This window comes from Leptospira biflexa serovar Patoc strain 'Patoc 1 (Paris)' (assembly GCF_000017685.1).
GTDB lineage: Bacteria > Spirochaetota > Leptospiria > Leptospirales > Leptospiraceae > Leptospira_A > Leptospira_A biflexa.
Genome location: NC_010602.1, coordinates 207,080 through 229,844 on the forward strand (window position 1 = coordinate 207,080; position 22,765 = coordinate 229,844).

At 39.5% G+C, this 22,765-nt stretch carries 21 protein-coding genes and 1 tRNA gene; 10 read left to right on the forward strand and 12 right to left on the reverse strand.

Annotated features, from left to right (window positions below; translation table 11 throughout):
• Positions 1-203: 203 nt before the first annotated feature.
• Positions 204-2,219, reverse strand: a complete 2,016-nt coding sequence (ligA, locus tag LEPBI_RS01065) for an NAD-dependent DNA ligase LigA (protein WP_012387250.1) — start codon at positions 2,217-2,219, stop codon at positions 204-206.
• A complete protein-coding gene (locus LEPBI_RS01070) occupies positions 2,220-3,233 on the reverse strand; it encodes a M23 family metallopeptidase (protein ID WP_012387251.1) in 1,014 nt (337 codons plus the stop codon). It abuts the gene before it with no gap.
• On the opposite strand from LEPBI_RS01070, the gene LEPBI_RS01075 reads away from it, so the two are divergent.
• The 3 genes from LEPBI_RS01075 (at position 3,232) to LEPBI_RS01085 (ending at position 5,796) form a co-directional block, all read left to right on the forward strand.
• Positions 3,232-3,969: a SanA/YdcF family protein gene (locus LEPBI_RS01075; protein ID WP_012387252.1), complete on the forward strand. Its 738-nt coding sequence runs from the start codon at positions 3,232-3,234 to the stop codon at positions 3,967-3,969. The two genes, LEPBI_RS01070 and LEPBI_RS01075, sit on opposite strands and share 2 nt — an antisense overlap.
• On the forward strand, positions 3,933-5,012 hold the full coding sequence (locus tag LEPBI_RS01080; RefSeq protein WP_226992839.1) for a hypothetical protein: 1,080 nt from the start codon (positions 3,933-3,935) through the stop codon (positions 5,010-5,012). The genes LEPBI_RS01075 and LEPBI_RS01080 overlap by 37 nt, the downstream gene beginning before the upstream one ends.
• 280 nt (positions 5,013-5,292) lie before the next feature.
• Positions 5,293-5,796, forward strand: a complete 504-nt coding sequence (locus tag LEPBI_RS01085; protein ID WP_226992840.1) for a YceI family protein — start codon at positions 5,293-5,295, stop codon at positions 5,794-5,796.
• A 49-nt stretch (positions 5,797-5,845) separates the two neighbouring features.
• On the opposite strand, the gene LEPBI_RS01090 is transcribed toward LEPBI_RS01085, so the two are convergent.
• The gene (locus tag LEPBI_RS01090; RefSeq protein ID WP_012387255.1) at positions 5,846-6,721 is read right to left on the reverse strand and encodes a molecular chaperone DnaJ; all 876 of its coding nucleotides are present in this window, start codon (positions 6,719-6,721) and stop codon (positions 5,846-5,848) included.
• A 78-nt stretch (positions 6,722-6,799) separates the two neighbouring features.
• Between LEPBI_RS01090 and LEPBI_RS01095 the strand changes: the two genes are divergently transcribed.
• From LEPBI_RS01095 to LEPBI_RS01110, 4 genes are read left to right on the forward strand one after another with little or no spacing between them, the layout of a single operon-like run.
• Entirely contained in the window at positions 6,800-8,515 is a 1,716-nt protein-coding gene (locus LEPBI_RS01095; RefSeq protein WP_012387256.1) for an acyl-CoA dehydrogenase family protein, read from the forward strand.
• Positions 8,516-8,517: 2 nt separating this feature from the next.
• Positions 8,518-9,426 (forward strand): AEC family transporter, encoded by a 909-nt coding sequence (locus LEPBI_RS01100; protein WP_012387257.1) that lies wholly within the window; start codon positions 8,518-8,520, stop codon positions 9,424-9,426.
• Complete coding sequence (locus LEPBI_RS01105; protein WP_012387258.1) at positions 9,423-10,319, forward strand: DMT family transporter; 897 nt, start codon at positions 9,423-9,425, stop codon at positions 10,317-10,319. The genes LEPBI_RS01100 and LEPBI_RS01105 overlap by 4 nt, the downstream gene beginning before the upstream one ends.
• Positions 10,316-10,795, forward strand: coding sequence for a DUF4442 domain-containing protein (locus LEPBI_RS01110; protein WP_012387259.1), 480 nt, complete (start codon positions 10,316-10,318; stop codon positions 10,793-10,795). Before LEPBI_RS01105 ends, LEPBI_RS01110 begins: the two co-directional genes overlap by 4 nt.
• Before the next feature lie 79 nt (positions 10,796-10,874).
• Here LEPBI_RS01110 and LEPBI_RS01115 read toward each other — a convergent pair whose 3' ends face one another.
• Complete coding sequence (locus LEPBI_RS01115) at positions 10,875-13,295, reverse strand: 1-acyl-sn-glycerol-3-phosphate acyltransferase (protein WP_012387260.1); 2,421 nt, start codon at positions 13,293-13,295, stop codon at positions 10,875-10,877.
• Positions 13,296-13,403: 108 nt separating this feature from the next.
• Between LEPBI_RS01115 and LEPBI_RS01120 the strand changes: the two genes are divergently transcribed.
• Genes LEPBI_RS01120 through LEPBI_RS01130 form a run of 3 tightly spaced genes read left to right on the forward strand, consistent with a single transcriptional unit; the run spans position 13,404 to position 16,348 of the window.
• Positions 13,404-14,789: an SLC13 family permease gene (locus LEPBI_RS01120; RefSeq protein WP_012476079.1), complete on the forward strand. Its 1,386-nt coding sequence runs from the start codon at positions 13,404-13,406 to the stop codon at positions 14,787-14,789.
• Between the two features lie 48 nt (positions 14,790-14,837).
• Complete coding sequence (locus LEPBI_RS01125) at positions 14,838-15,410, forward strand: hypothetical protein (protein ID WP_012387262.1); 573 nt, start codon at positions 14,838-14,840, stop codon at positions 15,408-15,410.
• A gap of 8 nt (positions 15,411-15,418) precedes the next feature.
• Positions 15,419-16,348 carry a CAP domain-containing protein gene (locus LEPBI_RS01130; RefSeq protein WP_012476080.1) on the forward strand — a complete coding sequence of 310 codons (930 nt, stop codon included), beginning with the start codon at positions 15,419-15,421 and terminating at the stop codon, positions 16,346-16,348.
• A gap of 5 nt (positions 16,349-16,353) precedes the next feature.
• Here LEPBI_RS01130 and LEPBI_RS01135 read toward each other — a convergent pair whose 3' ends face one another.
• The 8 genes from LEPBI_RS01135 to LEPBI_RS01170 form a co-directional block, all read right to left on the reverse strand.
• Positions 16,354-16,821 carry an EVE domain-containing protein gene (locus tag LEPBI_RS01135; RefSeq protein WP_012387265.1) on the reverse strand — a complete coding sequence of 156 codons (468 nt, stop codon included), beginning with the start codon at positions 16,819-16,821 and terminating at the stop codon, positions 16,354-16,356.
• On the reverse strand, positions 16,821-18,773 hold the full coding sequence (gene ftsH / locus LEPBI_RS01140; RefSeq protein ID WP_012387266.1) for an ATP-dependent zinc metalloprotease FtsH: 1,953 nt from the start codon (positions 18,771-18,773) through the stop codon (positions 16,821-16,823). The genes LEPBI_RS01135 and ftsH overlap by 1 nt, the downstream gene beginning before the upstream one ends.
• Before the next feature lie 27 nt (positions 18,774-18,800).
• The gene (gene pth, locus LEPBI_RS01145) at positions 18,801-19,364 is read right to left on the reverse strand and encodes an aminoacyl-tRNA hydrolase (protein ID WP_012387267.1); all 564 of its coding nucleotides are present in this window, start codon (positions 19,362-19,364) and stop codon (positions 18,801-18,803) included.
• Between the two features lie 19 nt (positions 19,365-19,383).
• On the reverse strand, positions 19,384-20,019 hold the full coding sequence (locus LEPBI_RS01150) for a 50S ribosomal protein L25/general stress protein Ctc (RefSeq protein WP_012387268.1): 636 nt from the start codon (positions 20,017-20,019) through the stop codon (positions 19,384-19,386).
• Between the two features lie 17 nt (positions 20,020-20,036).
• Complete coding sequence (locus LEPBI_RS01155; protein WP_012387269.1) at positions 20,037-20,978, reverse strand: ribose-phosphate pyrophosphokinase; 942 nt, start codon at positions 20,976-20,978, stop codon at positions 20,037-20,039.
• A complete protein-coding gene (locus tag LEPBI_RS01160) occupies positions 20,975-21,736 on the reverse strand; it encodes a sugar phosphate nucleotidyltransferase (RefSeq protein ID WP_012387270.1) in 762 nt (253 codons plus the stop codon). The genes LEPBI_RS01155 and LEPBI_RS01160 overlap by 4 nt, the downstream gene beginning before the upstream one ends.
• A gap of 27 nt (positions 21,737-21,763) precedes the next feature.
• Positions 21,764-21,839: transfer RNA gene (locus LEPBI_RS01165), tRNA-Gln, on the reverse strand.
• A gap of 4 nt (positions 21,840-21,843) precedes the next feature.
• On the reverse strand, positions 21,844-22,764 hold the full coding sequence (locus LEPBI_RS01170; RefSeq protein WP_012387271.1) for a 4-(cytidine 5'-diphospho)-2-C-methyl-D-erythritol kinase: 921 nt from the start codon (positions 22,762-22,764) through the stop codon (positions 21,844-21,846).
• Position 22,765: the final 1 nt, after the last annotated feature.

Below are 22,765 nucleotides of genomic sequence, written 5' to 3' on the forward strand. Positions count from 1 at the left end.
AATTATCGCAGTCAGATCTTCAATGGACAATTTTGAGCTTAAAGAAAATGTTTCAAAATGGATGGGGTATTCTTCTAAAATGAAGCGTATGAAAATTTTTTTGAGCCTTTTAAAAACAAGATTTATTATATGTTTTAACAACATAGGACTTCACTGATTTCAATAATTCAAAGAAGCGACCTTTCTAGGATTGCACTCCTCCATTAATCAATCGCTATCCCTTCCTGTTTCAATAAATCCAAAAACTCTGACTCCGTGACAAGTTTTACACCCAGTTCCGTGGCCTTGTCCAATTTGGAGCCGGCGCCTGGGCCGTAGAGTAAGTGAGTGGTTTTAGAGGAAACACTTGTTACTTTTTTGCCACCATGTTTCGTAATGAGGTCCATGGCAAGGTCACGAGGTTGGAAGTTTTCAAAACTTCCTGTGACACACCAACTTTGACCAACAAACGGTTGCAAGTCGCTTTTTTCGGTTTCGTCTGCTTGGAATTTAAGTCCGAGTTTCTTGAGCGTGGCGACTAATTTCAAAGTTTCTTTGTCTTTGAGATGAGTGAGTAAAGCTTCGATGGTTCTTGGGCCAATTCCATGAATGGCTTTTAGGTCTTCGTTTGCTGTTTTGGATTTGGAAAGGGTGAGGAGTTTGTCCCAGGAATCATATCCATTTTCAATGAGAATTTCTGTGACTTTGGGGCCTACTTCATTTAGGCCGATAGAAGGAAGTGTGAAACGAAAGTCTTTTTCTTTGGATTTTTCTATGGCATCGAATATGATTTTGACTGATTTTTCACCAAATCCATCTAACTCAAGTAAGGTTGGTTTATATTTTTCTAATGTATATAAATCGGGAATGTCTTTGACCCAACCTTTCTCAAAAAAAATCTGAATTTGCCTTTCCCCGAGACCTTCGATGTTCATCTGTTTTTTACTACAAAAAAAGATGAGTTGGTTGAGCTTTCGTTCTGGGCAATGCCTGTTTGTGCAAAAGAAATCCACTGAATCGTCCACTTTCGTTAACTTTGTGTTACACGATGGACATTGGTTTGGTAGGACAAATATCGTTTTTGGTGGAAAGGTCACTTTTTCCACGGCAGGAATGATTTCTCCTCGTTTGGAGATCAGTACTTTTGCTCCAATGCCGGCACCGAGTTGGTTAATATAGTCTTGGTTGTGTAAGGTGGCGTAAGTGACCGTGGTTCCTGCAAGGGAAATCGGAGTCACTTTGGCACGTGGCGTGACTTTTCCTGTGCGACCAATGGCAAAATCAATTTCTTCGATCGTTGATTCCTTGAGTAAGGCATCAAATTTAAATGCCCTTGCCCACCTTGGAGAATGGCTTGTTTCACCCAAACTTTCTCGTAAGTTCAACGAATCCAATTTGATGACAAGTCCATCGACGGGGAATGGCATTTTATCTTTCTTTTTGCGAAAGGATTCAATTTCTCTTAGGAGTTTTTTACCAGTAAGGATCGTAGTATCTGGTGCGAGAGGGAATTTTTCTTTTTTTAATAAACTTAAAATGTCTTTATGAGTATTGATCCCTTTTCTAGAGCTAGAAAAATAAACATCATATACATAGATTCGTAACGGACGTTTGGCGACATCTAATGGGTCTTTTTGTTTGATCGAACCTGCCGCCAAATTCCTAGGATTGGCAAACTTGCCACCATATTCTTCGTTGAATTCTTCAAAATCAGCGAAGGTCATAAAAATTTCTCCGCGGACAGTCAGGTTCATCTCTTCAGAAAGAGTATGTGGGATGGTTGAAATGGTTTTTACGTTTTCTGTGACGACATCACCGATTCCACCAGAACCTCTTGTCACACAATTGGTGAGTTTTCCCTTTTCGTAGTATAACAAGATAGAGGCGCCATCAATTTTCCATTCCAGGGAATAGTTTTCTTCGATCCCCGTTTTTTCTAACCACTCTGAGAGTTCGGTTTCGTTATATGTGTTTTCTAAGGATAATACAGGTACTTTGTGTTTGAATTTGCTAAATTGGGGGCTTAGGTCAGATCCTACTTGTGCGGTGGGAGAGGATACGTCAGCTAAATCTGGATTTTCACTTTCGAGTTTTTGGAGTTCTTTGACAAGGATATCAAATTCTTTGTCAGTGATGACAGGTGCATTTTCTTTGTAATACAAATCATTATGACGACCAATTTCTTTACGAAGTGTAATGATTCGTTTTTTAGGATCCTCGGCTTTTGTTTTTTTAGCCAATCAGTAAACTCCAGCTTGCATGTACTGTTCTGGATCGGTTTTTCCTTCTTCCGAAATGAAAATTTCATAATGTAGGTGAGGCCCTGTTACGTTACCAGTGGCTCCTACTTCTGCAATTTGTTCCCCAGCTTTTACTTCTTGGCCTGACCTTACATAAATTCTAGAACAGTGACCGTATAACGTACTAAAGCCGAAGTCATGTTGGATGATGACATGGTGGCCATACCCAACATTGGAATAAGTGACACGAACCACACGACCAGGTGCAGAAGCATATATTGGTGTACCCGTAGCATTTGCCATGTCCAAACCGTCGTGGTATTCCCAGTAACCAGTGGTAGGTGACTTACGCATTCCAAATGGAGAAGTTAAATTATACGAATACATGGGATTGAAGAGGGGAGATCTAGAGAGAATATCTGAACGTTGGTATAAAAATTGAAAATTGGCTTCCACCAAACGTTGGTAATTGTCCATTCGATGTTTCAATCGTCTGAGTTCATAGATCTCATTTAGATATTTTCGTCCCACATCTAATTGTTTGTCCTCTTTTTCTTCTTTTTGGAGTGTGTCGATTGCGGAAGATTCAATCCAATCTTCCGTTGGGATTTTTAAAAGTTCGTCATCTTGTCCATCAATCAAAGTGAAGAGTTCCAACATGTTTTCGTTCAATTTAGAATACTCTTCTTTCATTTCTTCTAATTGGTTCGCATGGGTGATGTAAGTATCAAAATAAGTTCCGTATATTTTGGAGAGTTGGTTGATTTGTGTTTGAGTATTATTGGAGCGAACAATTCCAAAAATTGCTAAACTCAATAGACCTAAAGTGAGGCCTAAAAAAAATAGGATGGTAAAGTGGGAAATTTGAAAGTGGAAAGAACTGTCATAACCATGAGGAATGACAAGAATGGTCATCCGTTGGTGACCTTTTTCTTTCACCTTATCAATCTGTTTCTTGATTTTCGGATTGTCTTGTGAAAAAACAGACGTAATCTCTTTAATTTTTTTCTTCATGACGAACCGCGATTCCTACATAAATAAGACGCTCCGATTCCTTTCCAGGGTCAAGTGGAAATCCCTGTTTCTGGGTTTCATACTGGTTTTTGGAATTCTTGGTTTTGTCTCATTGGCTTCCAATTTAGGATTTTGGATTGTCTACCAGAACTCCATTCACACAAACAATCCCTCGGAAATCCCTGAAGCAGAAGTGGCGATCGTTCCAGGAGCCGCTGTGTATGGAAAAATTCCTTCTCCCATCCTCATGGACCGACTGGTCTGTGGATTGGATTTGTACAAACAAGGTAAGGTCAAAAAGATTTTACTATCAGGTGATAACGGAAAGTCGGATTACAACGAATTAAGGCCAATGTTGGAATACATGTTGTCCCATGAAGTCAGACCAGAAGATATATTTGTAGACCATGCTGGATTTCGGACGCTTGATACTTTGATCCGAGCCAAAGAAGTGTTTTTGGTGAAAAAGGCAATTTTTGTAAGCCAATCCTTCTTTTTACCACGAGCGATTTATTTAGGTAAAGAACTAGAACTCGAGTTATACGGTTACGAGTGTAATTTGCGAACGTATAAAAAAGAAACTTATTATTTGTTTCGTGAATTTTCTGCACGTATGCTCGCTTGGTGGGACATTCAATGGGACACTCCACCCAAATACTTGGGTGAACCGTATCCAATCGAGGGAAGTGGGATCAGTACTTGGAAAGGATCTATTCCCGTATCAATTCCCAAATGACTGTTTCTAGAAAACATAATCTCCTTTCGATTCAAACGATGATTGTTAGTTTTGTTTCCATTGGAATCTTTTCTTGGATACCCAAACAATTGTTCTCCTCCCAGATGGAAGCAAAGGTGTTTAATTTTGGATTTTATCATTTAAGTTTAAATCCATGGACAAATAGTACACCGTTAGATCAGTTTTTGACACCATGGTTTCTTTGGGTATCTAGACTCGTGAATCGTCCTGAAGATGTTGTTCTTATACTGGATTGCATAACAATCTTTTCCGGTGTTTTTCTTGTTATGTATTTTTCACATCGAGTGCATTGGTCATTTGCGTTAGGTTTATCGTTTTTACTCTCTTCATCTCCCCTTTTTTTAATTTTTCAAACATGGCTTGGTTTTTCTGATCCAATCACATTTTTACTAATCTCCTTGTATCTGATTCTTTTATATAGTGAATTGAAAACGAAGCTAAAAGTTTTTTTGTTATCACTGGTTTTATTTTTAGGACAAACAAATCATTTTTTTCAAGTATTAGCCATTGTTTCCGTTCTCAATGTTTCTTTTTTGATTTATCATAAAGAAAAAATCAAAGAATTGATCTTTGTCATGATGTTAGCTTTCTTCATGTATGTTTTATTTTTGATTTTTATATTGAATCATACTGCGATTGTTTGGAACCAAACGCGTGTTTCTGTATTTTCTCAGATGTGGGGGAAAGAATTTATACGCATGAACACGTCTGAACCATTCCTTGGAACTCTCGGTCTTTTTCATGGTTTATGGCCAGTTGTCCTTTTTTTATTGATTCGAATGCCAATTTCAATTTTAGCCTTCGTATTTTGTTATTTAATTTCGATGTTAACTTATGATACGGGGCGTGTATTTGCGATTTTAACCACACCAATTTTCATTTTGTTTTCCATTGAAAATTGGAGAAAAGCCACCATTTCAGAACAACGTGTATGGTATTTTTTAACGATTTTGTCTCCATTGATTTGTAGCTTCTACCCACTTTTTTATAAATGGGACGGAAAGATTATTTTTTTGCGATGAAGACTTACATAAAAGAATGTTAGTCGTATGTGATAACTTTCGTAACTTGGTTTGCGAAAATTGAATGCAATCGTTCGATTCAATGTGAGTGCCATTTGGGATGGTCTTATTTTTTTTATGAAAAAATAGGAAACAGATCTCTAAAATGGATGCGAAAGAATAAAATTTTTTAGTCCAATCTTCACACACAGTCTATAGCTTCTATTGATAAGGTAAGAAAATGGTTTTAGAAATGAAAAAGGTAATTGTGATATGTATAATATTTTTGCTTGGATTTCAAATGGAGGCAATAGAAGTTTCAAAAAAGAAAATCGAGTTTTTTGTCGAACATTCTGCTCAAAATGTAACCGGTATCTGTAATGAAATCCAAATGGAAAATCCAAACATACAATCGGTAGGTGGTCAGTATCGTTTAAAATCTCCCTTTGAAATCAAAATCCCCTTATTAAAAATTACTTCCGGTGATTCCGATCGTGATTCTCATATCCAAGAAATTTTAGGGTATCCAGAGTCCCAATCCATCCAAGTCAAAGTCGAATCCATTCACATATCAAAAACAAATGATCCATCTTATTCCATCAAAGGGAAATTAGTGATCCATGGTAAAAGTAAAGATTTTGTTACAGATGTCAGTGTGCAGGTTTTGGAATCTGGTTTTTTACAAGTGGATGGAACATTAGTCGTTCGGTTTTCTGAGTTTGATTTAGAAAATCCATCGTTATTATTTTTGAAAGCGAAAGATGAAATCCAAGTGAAATACCGATTTGAATTACGAATGAAATGATATGGAATCATTTTTCACAACTGTTTTTCGATCCTTTGCAATGGAGGGATTAACTTCCGATTAGTTCTACCAATCGATTGTATTTTAAGATGATCCGTTTTGTCATCTCTTCCCCTTTTTTATTGATGTCTGGGTGGTACTTTTTTAAAAGTTCTTTGAATTTCTTTTTTACCTCAGTGATATTAGCACCGGGCTCCAAATCAAAAAAAGCAAGTAAGTCTTTTACTTCTGTAGTGACAGTTTGCACTATTTTTTTCTTCTTTTTCTTTTTGGCCTCCCTGAATCGTCCGTATAACTCATAGTAGGTGCGATCTCGAAATTCTCTTGTGATATCTCGGAAATTTAAGATTTTTGTTGGGATAAGACTTTTTAAGTATTCGTATAAAAATTCTTCGGCTCCATATTCTGGATGGATATCAAATTTTTCTAAAAATTGGTGGATGGACCTTCTGACAAAAAAATCAATTTCAAATTTATCCATAAGATAGGAATCTACAGCATCATCAAAATCAATTGTGGCAGCAGTTAATAGTAGGATTAATTCTTGGTCTAATTTGTGATTGGCGATTGTTTTTTGGATGAGGGATTTATAGGATTCACGAAGTTCATATAACGGTCGTTCGCTAAAAAAAATGCCTCCTTTTAAAAACTCTTCGGCAACTTCATCTAATTCTAAATTCCAGGCTAAAAAATCGACAAGAAGATCTCCATCCACCTCATGGAATCCTCCTGATAATGTCATTTGGGGTTTGGCAGATTTGAATTGGTAAACTTTGCGAAGGCACTCTTCTTTCCGAATTTCAAGGAGTTCCGAAAGACGATCGTAAGACAAAAACCACTGCATGGATTCGGAAACATTTTGCAGTTCAAATATGACATCGTGCAAAATCTGTTTGGCCTTTTTTGTTTCCGCTTTTTGGACCATAAACTATCTCTGAAACCAATTTCAAATCGGGGTGACTTTTTTGCTAGTGAATCCTATTCCTTTTTTTGAACTGGAGATATGAGTCACCATATTTCTGAACATCCTTCCTTACAACCGTTTGATATTTCTGAGTACAAAGGCCTACGAGGTAAAAATTTTTACGATATGGACCCTGCCTTGCAGAGAATGGTGGATCGTTATTCTGAATCTTTTGACCCAAAACACAAACTGGCCATGGTGGAACACATCCGAGAGTATGGGGAGCTAGTCGGTGGGATTTTAGATGAACTTACCGAAGAATGCCACAAGGAAGGAAAATACGGTGAAGTGGTCAAATATGATCGCACTGGAAAACGAATCGATTTTATCAAATACTCAGATGAACAAAAACGTGCACGGAAAATATCTTATGACCATGGAGTTGTGAATTTAGACTTCCATCGAGAATGGAACTATGAATTCACACATATTCACCGTTATGCGCTCACCTATTTGATGAATTTAAATGGTGAAGGTGGAGTTGCTTGTCCATTGGCCATGACCGATGGGATGATCCTTGCTCTAAAAAAAATTGGAACCGAAGAACAAAAGAAAAAATATCTCCCTCTCGTTGCTGGCAAAGGAAGTGATTCACATTTTATGGCAGGCCAATATGTGACAGAACGTGTGGGTGGTAGTAATGTTTCGGCCAACAGGACGATAGCGAAAAAACTACCGAACGGCAAATGGGAGTTAACCGGCGAAAAATGGTTTTGTTCCAACCCAGGTGACCTTTGGGTGACTACGGCCAAAATGGAAGGAACAAACACGGTTGGAATGTTTCTTGTTCCTAGGATCAAGGAAAATGGCGAATTGAATGGCCAGCACATCCTTCGCAAAAAAGACATCATCGGTTCGCGAGGTAAGATCACTGTTGAGATCATTTATGATAAAGTAGAAGCAGAAGAGTTTGGTCGTCCTGGCCATGGGCTTGTGAATCTGATTCGTTACATCATCAAAACATCACGGCTCCATGTGGGACTTGGTTCATGTGGAAACGCAAGAAGGTCGGTCATGGAAGCATCGGAATATGCAAAATTTCGGACTGCTTATGGTAAAAAAATCTTAGAATTCCCTTCCTTTGTGAAAACACTTGCAGAGATGCAAATTTTACAAACAGCAAATTGTTTTGTTAACTTTCGTTCGGTAGGACTTGCGGAGAAGGGAGATGATGCGGCAGAAATCACTGTCCCACTTTTAAAATACAAATCTTCATCGCAAGCAAGTTACATCACACAAAAAGCAATCCTGACGTTAGGTGGGAATGGTATCATTGGTGATTTTTCCCCTCTGCCAAGATTACATAATGATTCCATTATCAATGAAACTTGGGAAGGCACCCACTTGATCATTACTGATCATTGTTTGCATGCCTTACAAAAACCAAAGGTGTATGTCGCTTTCCAATCACTCCTAGAGGAACTCACCAAAAATACGCAGAGCATTTCTGAATTGTCGAATGTATATACCCTTTTCCAATCCAAACGCAAAGAATTGGATCATTGTCTGAAAGAAGAGTCCAAAGAATGGAAAGATATGAATCGAGTTTATATTGCAGATCTCACATACCATGTGTTAGCACTAGCAGAATGGATTGAACAATCGGTTTTTGATGCAAAGAAAAAACTTCCAAACAAGTATCTATACTTTGCGAAAGGATATGCGGAAATGGTTCGCGATGGACTAGAGGCACCAAGACAAAAAGAAGGTGTGTTCTTTGATCCCAAAGCTCTTGAGACCTTCTTATCCTTTTAAAGATGGAAAATTTTTTATTACTTGGAATCTGTTTTGGGCTGGGGTTACTCTTTCGAAGGTTTCCTCAGTTCCCCGAAACCACTCCCAAAGTTCTCAATGGTTTTATTTTATATGTCTCTTTACCTTCCCTTGTTTTGTATCATGTACACGAGTTAACAGTTGGTGTCAGCGCAATTTTACCAACTTCCATGCCTTGGTTAGTATTTGGATTTGCTCTATTGTTTTTTTTGGGACTGTACAAACTAAAGGTCATGTCGTTTCAGACGACTGTTTGTTTAGTGCTAACGGCAGGTCTCGGCAATACTTCTTTTGTTGGGTTTCCACTGCTCGAGGCTTATCTTGGAAAAGAATCACTAGGGTATGGAATTCTTGCGGACCAATTGGGAACCTTTATGGTTTTGAGTTTTCCTGGAATCATTTTAGCTTCTATCGCAATGGATGGAAAATGGCACTTTTATACTTTGGTCAAACGTGTCCTCGGATTTGCTCCCATTTACGCTTTGGTTTTTGCAATCCTCACGAGACAGTGGGAGTATCCGAGTGCTCTCAAAATCGTGTTATTACGATTAGGTGACACTTTGACACCGCTTGCTCTAGTATCTGTGGGATATATGTTGGACCTAAGAACCATTGCTGGACATGGAAAGTATTTACTTTTGGGATTGGGGTTTAAATTGGTTTTAGCGCCAATCCTTGTTTATTTTGTTTATGCAGAAGTGAGAGAAGATCAGTTACTCTTTCAAACAATTTTATTAGAATCAGCGATGGCGCCAATGGTGACATCCACAGTCATCACGATTGAAAAAAACATTTCTCCTCATTTAGCAAGCCTTATGTTAGGCATTGGAATTCCAGTTTCGTTTCTAACGACATATGGTTTGAATTTACTCATAAAAGGGAATATCATTTGAATATTAAATTTTTATTACTTTTGATCTTAGCAATGGTTTCTTGGGGGATCTCTTGGCCCATTGCAAAGGTGATTGCTGGAATGGTTCCTGTTCCTGTCCTAGTGTTTTGGCGATTCCTTTTTACCTTCTTATCAATAATACCATTACTTCTTGTTATGCGAATCACGATTCGATTAAAGACCGGCAAGGATTATTGGAATGTTTTGATCGGTGGAATCATCTACACACTTTATAATCAGTTTTTCTTTTTGGGTTTAAAAAACGGATTACCGGGTGCAGGAGGTGTCCTTGTCACCACTTTGAATCCAATTGTGACCTTTTTTATCGTATTTCTAATCCAAAAAAAATCAATCTCCAAACGACAGGTATTAGGTCTCTTTTTTGGATTCATTGGTGGGCTTGTGATCTTACAAGTTTGGAAAATTAGTCTCGATTATCTTTTGTTATCTGGTAATTTGTTTTTCCTTCTTTGTTCATTTGTGTGGGCAACTCTTTCTCTCAACAGTCAAAAAACGGGCAAATCCATGTCTCCCATCACGTATAGCTTTTATGTTTATGGGATCGGTTCTATCTTAGAACTTTTGTTTTGTTGGAATGATCCAAGTTTTTGGAAGGTTTGGGAATTTGGTCCTTCCTTTTGGTTTGCGATTTTTTATCTGACAGTAATCTCGACAACATTTGGAACAACCGTATACTTTTACGCGGCCACAAGGCTTGGATCTGAAATAGCGAGTAGTTTTATTTTCATTGTTCCACTTTCTGCCTATTTAAGTAGTTTTCTGATTTTGGATGAAGTGATCCAAGTCCCAGTGATTATAGGTGGTGGTTTGGCAATGTTAGCAGTTTATCTGATCAATTCGAAACATAAAAAGAAAGAAGAGATCATACCATGAAGCAGATTTCTTGGAAAAAATGTTTTAAGATTTGGTTGTACAATTTTTATCCACCTTACCTTGGTGCAGGGATTCGGATTACACAAATCGCCACGGATTTATCTTTTTTCCAAGTGGAAATGAAACTTAAGTTTTATAACAAAAACTATGTCGGTGTTCATTTTGGCGGGTCTTTGTACTCCATGTGTGATCCTTTTTTTATGTTAATCCTATTGGAACAATTGGGTTCCGACTTTATCGTATGGGATAAAGTGGGATCGATGAACTTTGTGAAACCTGGAAAAGGGAAGGTGACGGCAACATTTTCGATCCCAGAAGAAAAAATCCAAAAGATCAGAGAAGAAATTGAAACAAAACGAAAGGGAGAGTTCCTCTTTACGACGAATGTTTTGGACGAAGAAAATGAGATCGTCGCAACTTTGGAGAAAACCATTTACATCCGAAAACGAGGAAGGTTGCCCATTCAGAATGTATAATTCACATTCTAAGGAGTGATTGTTTCCTTCCCTTTCATCAAAATCAATTCATTGGACGATTGTATCTGAGATACTTTCGTTAATACTTTTTATCTTCGTCTTCTGGTATCATGCTTGCGTAATAGAGGATGAGCGCATCATTTTTTGAATGAATCATACGATTGGCTTCTTCGATCATTTTGCGTTTTTCTAGGATTTTTTTACCTTTTTCCCAAATCTCTTCTGGGTCACGAGTCAGGTAATTCCCTTCATGGCGGGAAATAAAATCTTCAACTAACATTGTACTCTGTGACAATTCGATTGAATAATCATTTTCGACCAAAATTTTTGCTACTATCTGGTTTGGTAACAATTTATGATATTGTTTCCAACCTTTCGTGATACGGTAACTGAGTTCAATCGTCGGATCTTCTGTATGTGCATATTCTGATATAGGAATTGGATCACAAAACTCAACATAAACATTGGATCGTTTTGCAAGAAAACCTGCCATACCCAGTTCTTCAGGCATATTACAAAACTGATTGTCTTCTGGAACTGTTTCGTACGAAACAGAAATAGGAACAATGACAATCTCTGTACCAGAACTACGGAAGGCGTTCACTGCGGTTGTGAGTAAACCAGTTTTGACTGGAACAATCGCGCCAGTTCTTGATCTAGTGCCTTCTGGATACACTAGTGATGGAATTCCTTGTTCGAGCATCACTTGGGAATATAAGGTGAGGCATTCAAGATACAAACTGTTCCTTGTCCTCTCTCGATCGACAGCATAAGCACCAAGTGATTTTAACATCCATTCCCAAAATGGATTGGACATCAAATTGATTCCTGCCGCATAACGAGGGACTGGTAGACCTAAATGGAACAAAGAATAAGCCACTTCAACGGAATCAAGATGAGATCTGTGAGTTGGCGCATATAATAAATTGTATTTGGAAGACAGAGCTTTGACCACTTCTGTTTTTCCACCAATGTGCGGGATCATGGAACCCTTTAAAAATCCACCAGAAAACAAACGGATAGGAGCTACAAATCGTAAGACCGATTCACGAACAGTAGGGCTATAATTGTCGGCGATTTCATTTACATAGAATCGAACTAATTCTTTGATTAAAGTAAGTTCTTCGTCTTTCTGGCAGTTGTGAAATCTTTGCCAAATTTCGACTTCCGATTCAAACTTTACTTCATCTAACTTTTGTTTTTTTCGTTTGGCTTTGGTCAGTCTTTTTTGTGTGGATTCGATGACTGCAGAAGATTGTTTTTTGACACGTGAAATTGTTCCCGGTACATTACTGATTTGTTTTAAGATACGATCAACAAGTAGGGTATGGAAATCAATTCCCGATGTTAAGTTGAGACCCACTTTTTTCTGCACAACAAGTGGTATATTTTTAGCTTCTGTTTTTTTACCGCAGATAAGATCAACAAGTGCACCCGGCGGTTGTTTCCGAGTTAGTACATCAAACAGAGTTCTATGTAGGGTAAAGGGTAGTCGAATCTCATTGGCAAGTTCGATGAGGATACTCAATGCATACGTTCCTTCCACATTATCATGCCATTTAGTCGATTCTCTTTCAATGAATGATCTTGGTGCAAAAAAGATTTCGATTCGATCTTTGAAACTTAATTTTTCCCCACCAGTCAAAAGTTCGCCGACAATCTTTTGTCCAAACCCACGGTTCCTACTTTTGTTACTCGTTGCTGTTGTGATGAAATCGGCAAGTCCAGATCGACCCATGACGGTGTCAGGTCTTGCACCGTAACGCATTGCGAGGTCTCGCACTTCTTGAAAACCAACAGATAAAATTTCCCCTAATAGATTTGCACCATAACGAGGGAGTAAGGAAACAATTCCACTCGCGATGGCCATGGGATTTTTGGCAACACCCACAATCTCCATACCAATCACATCATCGGTGATGGTTGTATTGATATAATCAGATGTATAAACCTCTGAGAGATATTCTGCCGTTGTTTTTTCTGTTGAGCCAATATTGAAGAAACTAAATTTTTCCTCTAAAATTTCACCGAGTAGAGAAGGACCGTTCACAACGGCAACAGATGCATGATTAAAATTTCGTTCACCAAGATAATTTTGTAAGTATTGTGAGTAGGTGACAAAACCTGATTTTTTTCGATTTTTGGAATCCAAAATCCCTTTCGTTAAAAAGGAAAAAACATAATTGTTAAATGGTTCGAGGACTTCTATTAAACCATGGACACTATCCAAAAAGGAACGAGAGGGAACTGCCACGTGAAAAGCCCAATCATCTCTTCCAAATGAATCCAAACTAGAAACAATGTCGATATGATCGGGAAGTTCAATTGTCTTTCCCATAATTTCTGTTTGGCGGCGCTTCTTGAGTACTTCGACAAATTCTTTGTCAGGAATCCACAAAGTAATGGAATCATACTTTTCTGCCAGTATGGAAGCGATAATGATCCCCATTGGGCCACTACCCAAAACTGCTTGTTTTAAGTCGTTATAAGATATTTGCATAAAAAATGAACATTTAGAAATTTCGGGAAAGTCTCATTGTATTTGTTTGCTTGAAACGAATTGAGTCTATCGAAAAAGTATCAGGTGAGTGTAAATCGTCAAGTCACAATGATTCGAGCAGGCCTTCTATTTTCGACGCTTTCCATTTTTCCCGCCCTGCTTGGTTGGTACCAACTTTGGTTTGGACTCACCCCCGCCCAGGAAATCAATGTAGCCATTGCACTGGTCGTTTCTTACCTATGGGTCACAGAACTCATCCCCTTATATGTCACAGGATTTTTGGTTCTTTTTTTGGAACTGATTTGGCTTATTCCCGGATGGGGGCCTGGAGCTCCAAAAACGATTACTTTTTTGTCCTGTTATTTTTCTGAGACCATCTTACTATTCTTAGGTGGATTTGTGATCTCAAGTGCCATTCGTTTTTATGGACTGGATGTATCAATTGCTTCATTTGTGATCAAAAATACGAAAGGTTCAGTATTTTTCCTCGTTTTATCTTTGGGATTTGCAACCGCCTTTCTCTCTTGTTTTATGAATAACACAGCAACCGCTGCCATGATGTTGGGTCTTGTTTCATCGATGATGAAGTCTTTAGAGGAATCGAGTCCTCTTCGAAAATCAATTTTGTTTATGGTTCCATTTTCTGCCAACTTAGGTGGGATTGGAACTCCAGTCGGAACCTTACCCAATGTCATTGGGATTGCGTATTTACAAGAAAAAGGATTTCAGATTGGTTTTTTAGATTGGATGGCATTTGCATTTCCCGTATTCATTTTATCCGTCTTTTTACTAGCTGGAATCTTGTACATTGTGTACTTAAAAAAAGAGACTGGAATCCAATCGATCCAACGAATCCAAGTCCAAGAACCAAATTCGAATCACTCTCGCAAAAAAAGGTATCTTTCCATTTTAGTGATTATTTTCACCATCATTGGTTGGATCACTTCCGATTGGCATGGTATCTCCAATGGAACGGTAGCTTTATTTCCTGTGATTGTATTTTTTGGATTTTCACTTTTGGATTTAAACGAATTTCGAAACTTATCTTGGGATGTCCTCATCCTCATGGGTGGTGGGATTGCGCTCGGAAAGGCATTTGAGGAAACAGGGCTTGCCAAACATTTTGTGAGTTTATTTATGTTAGGTGATTCTAGTCAGCTAGGATTGTTTTTATTTTTTTCCATCCTTTCCCTTTTACTTTCTTGTTTTTTGAGTAATACAAGTGTTGCCAATTTGATTTTACCCATTACGATGGGTCTTCCTACAGACCTCATTTTGCCCGCAGCCATTGGTGCGACGATAGGTGCTTCCCTCGCGATGCCTTTACCTGTTTCCACTCCACCCAATGCACTTGCCTTTAGTTATGGCGGGATTCGAAGCCTTGAGATGGTTAAAATTGGGGGGACCATATCCATTTTGGCTTGGGTCATATTCACTTTGGTTGGAGGGTTGATTTTGCACCAATTGTCGATTGTCGATTTTTCCAACTTTTAAAAAAAAGACTTTTCCTTCTTTTCTCATCCGTTAGCCTTCTCTCGGATTATGATTCGATTCCGAAATTTTTCTCTTTTCTGTTTATGTTCCGTTTTTTTCCTCCAATCTTGTTATAATTATATGAGTGAAGATGTTCCCATCATCACGAGGCCTGATTTCAAACAACCCATTCCTCTTTTAACCATTAAAGTCTCCACCCCTGAGAATAATAAAAACAAAAGGGAAATCACAGCCCTTTATACGAAATACCTTTCGGAAACGGGTTACTTTGGACGGGTTCTTTCAGACGGAGTGCGAGCCAACCACCATATCGATTTGTATACTAGTGAAGTGAATGAATACGAACACTTTTGGGTCTCCTCCATCTCAACTATTTTTATGATTGGAACAGCTGGTTTATTACCTTCCATCTATTCAAAAGAACGTGTGTTACATGCTGATTTTTATTTGAACGATAAGTTAATTGGCCGAGAAAAATACAGACAAAAACATTCTACCCTTTTCGGAATTCCATTTATGTTTATCTGGGAGACTGGAATCAAAGAAGCGAAAACCATCCAATACAACAAAGAAAAAAATCTAATCCACAATGTTGTCCAAGATTATAACCGGTATTTATAGGAGTTGTTATGAAGTTACAAAAAAATGGATTTCGAAATCAAATCCAAAATCAACAAGGAAACCAAATCCAATCACGTAATCTTAATTGCAATTGCGATCGCAAAAACGAAATTCCTTTCATCAAAAGTAAAAGGGAATCTCTGGTTTTATTCATCCTAATCGTATTGTTTCTATTCACTCTCTGCAAAACTCCAGAAGTCAAAAAAGCCCCAGTTGTGGTTGTGGAAGAACCGAAAAAAGTAGAGCAAGTAGTCGAAAAACAAGATCCTAAATTGGCTTTTTTGGAAAGTATCGAAGACGGAAGGGAACTTCCCGATTCTGACAAATGGAAAGTAGAACAATATGATGCCTTTAATGAAGATACATTTCCTTCTTACGGGCCAGCAAATGCCACGATTGATTTTGCAAAGGTCGATTATCCTCTGTTAAATGCTGCTATTTTTTATGTAACTTCCAAAGAAAGAAAACAATTAGGACTCCGACCATTTAAATATTCAGAGCGATGTGAACAAGCAGCCTTTGGACATGCACAAGATATGGTGACCTATGATTTTTATTCGCATAATAGCACTGTGAATGGGAAAGAAACCCTTCGCGATCGATTGGATTTGGTTGGAATTTCTGAAACGTATTCCGCAGAAAATATCATCAATGCCTTTGGAATCCAATACCAAAGTGGAAGGCCTGTATTTACGCCAGTGCAAAATGGTGGTCCCTTCTTTAGTTACACCAAAGCTGGCTCTCCGATTCCAAACCATACGTATTTGAGTTTAGCAAAGGCAGTTGTGGAAGTTTGGTTCAATTCACCAGGTCATAGAAAGAATATATTAAATCCCGAATTCAATTATATGGGTGCGGGAGCATTCTTTTATAAGGATAAAAAATTCTTTGATGTGGACAAAGTGAAAGCTGTCCAGGTGTTTACAGCAAAACCATAAGCGATTTACTTAACTGTAACGCCTGCTAGTTTTGTAACAATTTCAAATTCCTTTTTGGTGACAGGTTGGATCGAGAGTCTCGATCCTTTTTGTGTTACCACCATTTTTTCCAAACCTTTTGTTTGCTTCAAGGATTCCAGTGGAATCAGCTCTTTGAACTTTGTATGAGGTTTGAGATGGACACCAAACCAACGAGGTTCTGGCCCTTTTAATTTTGGATCAAAGTATTTATGATTGGGATCAAATTGATAAGGATCGGGGCTCGCTTCTTTGGCGACTTCGGCAATGCCCACGACACCTGGTGGTTCCAATCGGCTATGATAAAAAAGAACCAGATCACCTATCTTCACTTCATCGCGAAGGTAATTACGTGCTTGGTAATTTCTGACCCCTTCCCAATACGAGAGTTTTTCTCGGATTAGGTCATCGATCGAAAAAACATCTGGTTCTGTTTTAAAGAGCCAATACTTCATTAAGCCGAGTAAGCTGGTTTGGTTGCTGAAGTACCTTTTCCTTTTTTGGATCCAATCCCTGATTTTGAAGCAGAGAATTTATCAAAAGAAGGTTGGACAATGTCCATGAGTTCCTGTGCATCAATGGTTTCTTTTGCAAGAAGAGCTTTCGCAATGGCATCCAATTTTTTTTGGTTTTTCTTCACTAAGTCACGACCTTTGTCGAGACAAGTTTGTATGATACGTTTTACTTCTTGGTCAATCATTGCCGCAAATTCTTCCGAGTAAGGTTTACTTGTATGACCATAGTCCCTTCCCATAAAAGGAGAAGTTTCCCCAGATCCGTAATGAATGGTTCCTAGTTTTTCAGACATACCCCATTCACATACCATACGACGTGCAATGTTTGTTGCTTGTTGGATATCATTAGAAGAACCATTCGAAGGATCACCAAAGATCAGTTCTTCGGCAATGTATCCACCCATAGACATCACAATCCGATCCAAACAATAGTTCTTACGATAAGAATGTCTGTCTTCCACGGGAAGGGATTGGGTAAGACCAAGTGCACGACCACGTGGGATGATGGTAACTTTGTGAACGGGTTCTGTATATGGCAGTAAGGTGCCAAGAAGGGCATGGCCTGCTTCATGGTAGGCTGTCATCTCTTTCTCTTTGTCAGAGATGAACATGGACTTTCTTTCTGGTCCCATCATCACTTTATCGCGTGCTTCTTCGAGTTCTTCTTGGGTCACACGTTTTTTGTTACGACGTGCCGCAAGGAGGGCCGCTTCATTGATCAGGTTGGCAAGGTCAGCTCCCGTAAAACCTGGAGTCCCACGAGCAATGGAATTGAGAGAAATATCAGAAACTAAAGGTACTTTTTTGGAGTGAACGGCCAAAATCTCTTCACGGCCTTTTAAGTCAGGAAGGTCCACGATCACTTGTCTGTCAAAACGACCTGGTCGGAGGAGGGCTGGGTCAAGGACATCCGCGCGGTTTGTTGCCGCCATCACAATGACACCTTCGTTCATTTCGAATCCATCCATCTCGACTAACATCTGATTGAGGGTTTGTTCTCTTTCATCATGTCCACCACCGAGGCCTGCACCACGAAGGCGACCTACCGCATCAATCTCATCGATGAAAATGATACAAGGTGCATTCTTCTTTCCTTGGTCAAAGAGGTCTCGCACGCGCGATGCACCCACACCCACAAACATTTCTACGAAGTCAGAACCAGAGATGGAGAAAAAAGGAACACCAGCTTCACCAGCGACTGCTTTTGCGAGTAAGGTTTTACCAGTTCCTGGAGGGCCCACAAGGAGAACGCCCTTTGGAATCCTTGCACCAATGGCTTGGAATTTTTTTGGGTCTTTTAAGAATTCAATGATTTCGAGAAGTTCTACTTTTGCTTCATCACATCCCGCCACATCATTGAATGTGACTTTGACTTTTGGGTCTACATTCATTTTGGCACGAGACTTACCAAACGTAAATGCTTTGTTACCCGATGCTTGGAGTTGGCGCATCATGATGAACCAAATGATTCCCAGTGCAAATAACCAAGGGATGATGCCTGAAACCACACTCCAAAATTTATTTTCTTCTGTGGACTTGGCAGTGAAACTGAGTCTGGACTTACGAAGTTTCGTCACCAAATCATCGTTCACCTGTGCTACGTTGGTTTTGAATGGTTTTGGTTTATTGTCCTTACTAATTTCTGGAATGTACCAACCTTCGATGAGTTCTTTATCGATGATGATTTGTTGTTTTGTGGATAAATCTTTCCCATCTTTGGAAGTGATTTTCCCTATGGGTTTTTTCCCCTCAATGGGTTCGACCATATTCAAAAAATCGGAATAACTGATTTCGTCGGGTTTACCGGCAAAGTCTTGGCCCTTGTAAACCGTTGCCAAAATGACAAGGAATACGAGTAAAAATAGGAATACGGTTTTGATGTTTTTATTCATGTAAGACTTCCGATGATTAGACTAAAATCAAAGGTGATATTTCTGAATCACTTCGTCAATATCCCCCATGGATATGGAACGAATCGCCGCTTCGGCGTCATTGATGATCTGTATCAAACTCAGGTTCTCTAATGGCTCAAAATCTTCACGTAAAAAATCTTCTCTTTTTTTCGGATTGAAGCTTGAATTGAGAACACCGATCCGAATGCGGATGAAATTGGGAGAACGTAATGAGACAGAAATCGAGTTTACCCCGGGATTTGAGTCATTTTCTCCACCTTTCGTGACAACAATTTGGCCCAGTTCCAGTTCTAGATCTTCATGGATGACGACGATGTCTTTGACTTGGATTTTGAGAAAAGAGGCAATATAAAGGACAGACTCACCAGAGAGTTCGCTGAAGGTTTGTGGTTTGAGTAAAACCACTTCGTCCCCTTCAAAGTCACCTCGTCCGATGAGCGATTTTTTCTTTTTAGTTTTGATTTCGATGCCAATGTTATTGGCAATGACATCGAGAATCTTAAAACCAATGTTAGATCGATTGTTGTTATATCTATCGCCAGGATTTCCTAGCCCTACAATTAACTTCATTGGTTCCTAAAAGTAGTTCTTACTTCTTAGCGCCTTTTTTAGCAGCTGGTTTCCCTTTTGCGGCATCAGCTTCTGCTTTTTCAGCACGTTCTGCAGCAAGGATCGCTTTCGTTTTGTTACATGAAGCAACAATTGGATCGCCATTCACTAAAATTTCCCAAGATTGTGGGTGTGGGAGTTCAGAAACTTTGATCATCATTCCGATGTCAAGTCCGGTCACATCTACAGTGATGACATCAGTCAAATCTTCTGGAGTGGACTTCACCTTGATTTCGTGAACGAGGTGTTCGAACTGACCACCGGCTTTGGATCCTTTTGCCACACCTGTTGTTTTAATGGCAACAGTGGTTTGGATTTTTTTGCCAGGAGTTACTTTGTAAAAGTCAATATGACGAATTTGGCCAGTGTGAGGGAATCTTTGGATTTCCTTTACGAAAACTTTTTCCGATTTTCCGTCGAGTTCAAGGTCAATGAGAGTTGCCTTACGAATCCCGGAGTCGATGAGTTTTTGGATTTCTTTTTCGACAACACTTGCCGATTTTGCCTCACCGCTTCCGATGATGTTAGCCGGTACTAAACCTTCCACACGCATTCTTCTGGCAGGACCTTTTCCTGTTGAAGTTCTTGGTTGTGCTTTGATACTGATTTTTTCCATGATTATGTTCCTTAAAGTTATGAAAACAGACTAGAGATTGATTCTTCGTTATGAATCCGCTCGATGGCTTTAGCAAAGAGTGGGGCGATCGAGAGCGTTTTCAAGTGATTTATTTTTTTGCTCTCGGGAATGACAATAGAATTGGAGAGGACAATCGGATTGAATTTTGCCTCGTTGAGTTTCGAAGGAGCTTCGCCGGAAAGAACTCCGTGAGAAGCACAACACAATACCGATTTTGCTCCATTTTCGTAGAGGGCAGTGGCTGCCTTCGCAATGGTTCCACCAGTATCGATCATATCATCAAGTAACAAACAGTTTTTGTCTTTGATGTCACCTATCACATGCATGACGACTGACTCATTTGCTTTGGGTCTCCGTTTGTCGATGATGGCAAGAGACCCGTTTACTTTTTTCCCAAAATTACGAGCACGTTCCGCTCCCCCAGAATCAGGGGATACAATCACAAGATCATCCATTCCAAGTGAGTTGATGTACTCAGCAAGAACTGGTGAAAAATACAAATGGTCCACGGGAATTCGGAAAAAACCTTGGATTTGGTCAGCATGAAGGTCCATTGTCAGGACACGGTCAGGACCCACCGTTTCGATTAAATCGGCCACCATACGAGCCGAAATGGGAACTCTTGGTTCCACCTTTCTGTCTTGGCGACCATACCCATAATATGGGATAACGGCAGTAATGCGACGAGCAGAGGCCCTTCTTGCTGCATCAATGATGAGTAGAAGTTCCATTAAACTGTCGTTAGCAGGGTAGCTTATGGATTGGACAACAAATACATCGCGACCACGGACATTCTCTTCGATTTTGACAGAACTTTCTCCATCTGAAAATCGCTTCACAGAGATTTGGCCATTCGGAATCTTTAAGTTTTTGCAGATTTCTTCTGCTAAAGGTCTATTTGCATTTCCAGAAAATACTACAACTTCGCTAGGATTCATACTCCAACCAACCCATTATCTATATATTGTTTCGCAAGAGCCAAATCATCGGGAGAATTGATTCCATGGCTTTCTAAAGCATTGGTCAAAGTTTGTGCTCCAACCTTTTTCCCTTCGTTTCGGAAAATTTTGATCACGTCTGTGAGGTAATATTCTTTTTGTGCGTTATTATTTCCAATTTGTTTTAAGGCACCAAAAAGATCTTCTGTATTAAAACAATAGGTCCCCGTGTTCACTTCATTTACGGCTTTTTCTTCGGGGTTTGCATCTTTTTCTTCTACGATGCGTAAGAGACTTCCATCATCGGAAGAACGAATGATCCGTCCGTAACCAGTTGGATTTTCCATTTTTGCGGAAAGGACAGTGGCGACATATCCATGGGATTTATGGTGTTCGATCAGATTGGAAAATGAAGATGATGATATGAGCGGTGCATCACCGCAGGCAACAATCGTGTAACCAGTATATGGTGCAAGTTGTTTCTCAGCTGAAATCACAGCATGTCCAGTGCCTAGTTGTTCTGTTTGTTCTGCAAATTCAACACCGGGAAAGGATTTTGCAATGTCTGTGACAATGTCTTTGCGATAACCGACAACGACAACCTTGCGGTCTATTCCGGCAGTTTCAATATTACGGAGGACGTGGAGTAAAAGTGGAGATTCGTTCAGTACAACCGCAACCTTGGGAAGCTCACTCTTCATTCGAGTTCCTTTCCCCGCCGCCAAAATAACAGCAGTTACAGTATTATGTGGGTTCATCGTTCTTTCTATCGGATCTTTTAAAACTGGCTGGCCTGCTAGGATTCGAACCTAGGGAATGGCGATACCAAAAACCGCTGCCTTACCGCTTGGCTACAGGCCAGTTTCTAAAAAGAGAACGTTCGAAATTCCATTTTCGGGAACCTAAGAGAGACATTGGGAAGGGCTTCGTTTCGTTTCTCTTCGGTCGGATAAATGCCATAAAGACATGATCCAGAACCAGAAAGAGACGCAAAAATTGCTCCCGACTCAAAGAACCCTAATTTCAATTCCTTTAGTAAGGGTTGGGTCTGGAAAGCGATTTTTTCAAACTCGTTCTCTAGCCTGTTTTGCAGGTAAACCCAATCCCCGACGTGAAGACTTCGAATTAAATCCTCTGTCAGAGATTTCCATACTTCGGAACCATAGGGTTTTTGTAAACTTTTTTGGAGACTTGCGTACATAGAACCGGTAGATAATCCAAAGGGAGGGATGGCCAAAATCCCAAAACCCTTGGCCAAACGGATGGGTTCCATCACTTCCCCAATCCCAGTCACAAAACAGGCACTCGATTGGAGGAAAAAAGGAACATCCGCGCCGATGGATTTGGCAAATTGAATTTGTTCTCCCCGCGAAAGATTCGTATAGGGAAACAGGTGTTGTAATAAAACACCCGCATTGCTACTCCCACCGCCAATTCCCCCTTCGGGAGGCAGGTGTTTTTGTATTTGGACCTTGATTTCCAAAGCTTCTTGGAAGTAGGGTTTCAGTTTATGAAAGGTTTTGGTGAGGATATTTTGGGAAAGGTCCCCACGTTCCGAGACAGCTTCAAAAAGGGAATGGCGATACCCTTGTAAATGGTTTGTGGAGTGGAATACAAATCTGGAAACAATTCCTTTTGGTAAGGACTTGATTTGGATTTCCATGGGATCACCAAAGTCAATGGGAACAAAGACACTTCGGATTTCATGGAGTCCATCTTCCCTTTTATAAGGAATCATCAAACCAATGTTAATCTTTGCATGTGCAATCGTTTGCAAAAGAACCAAC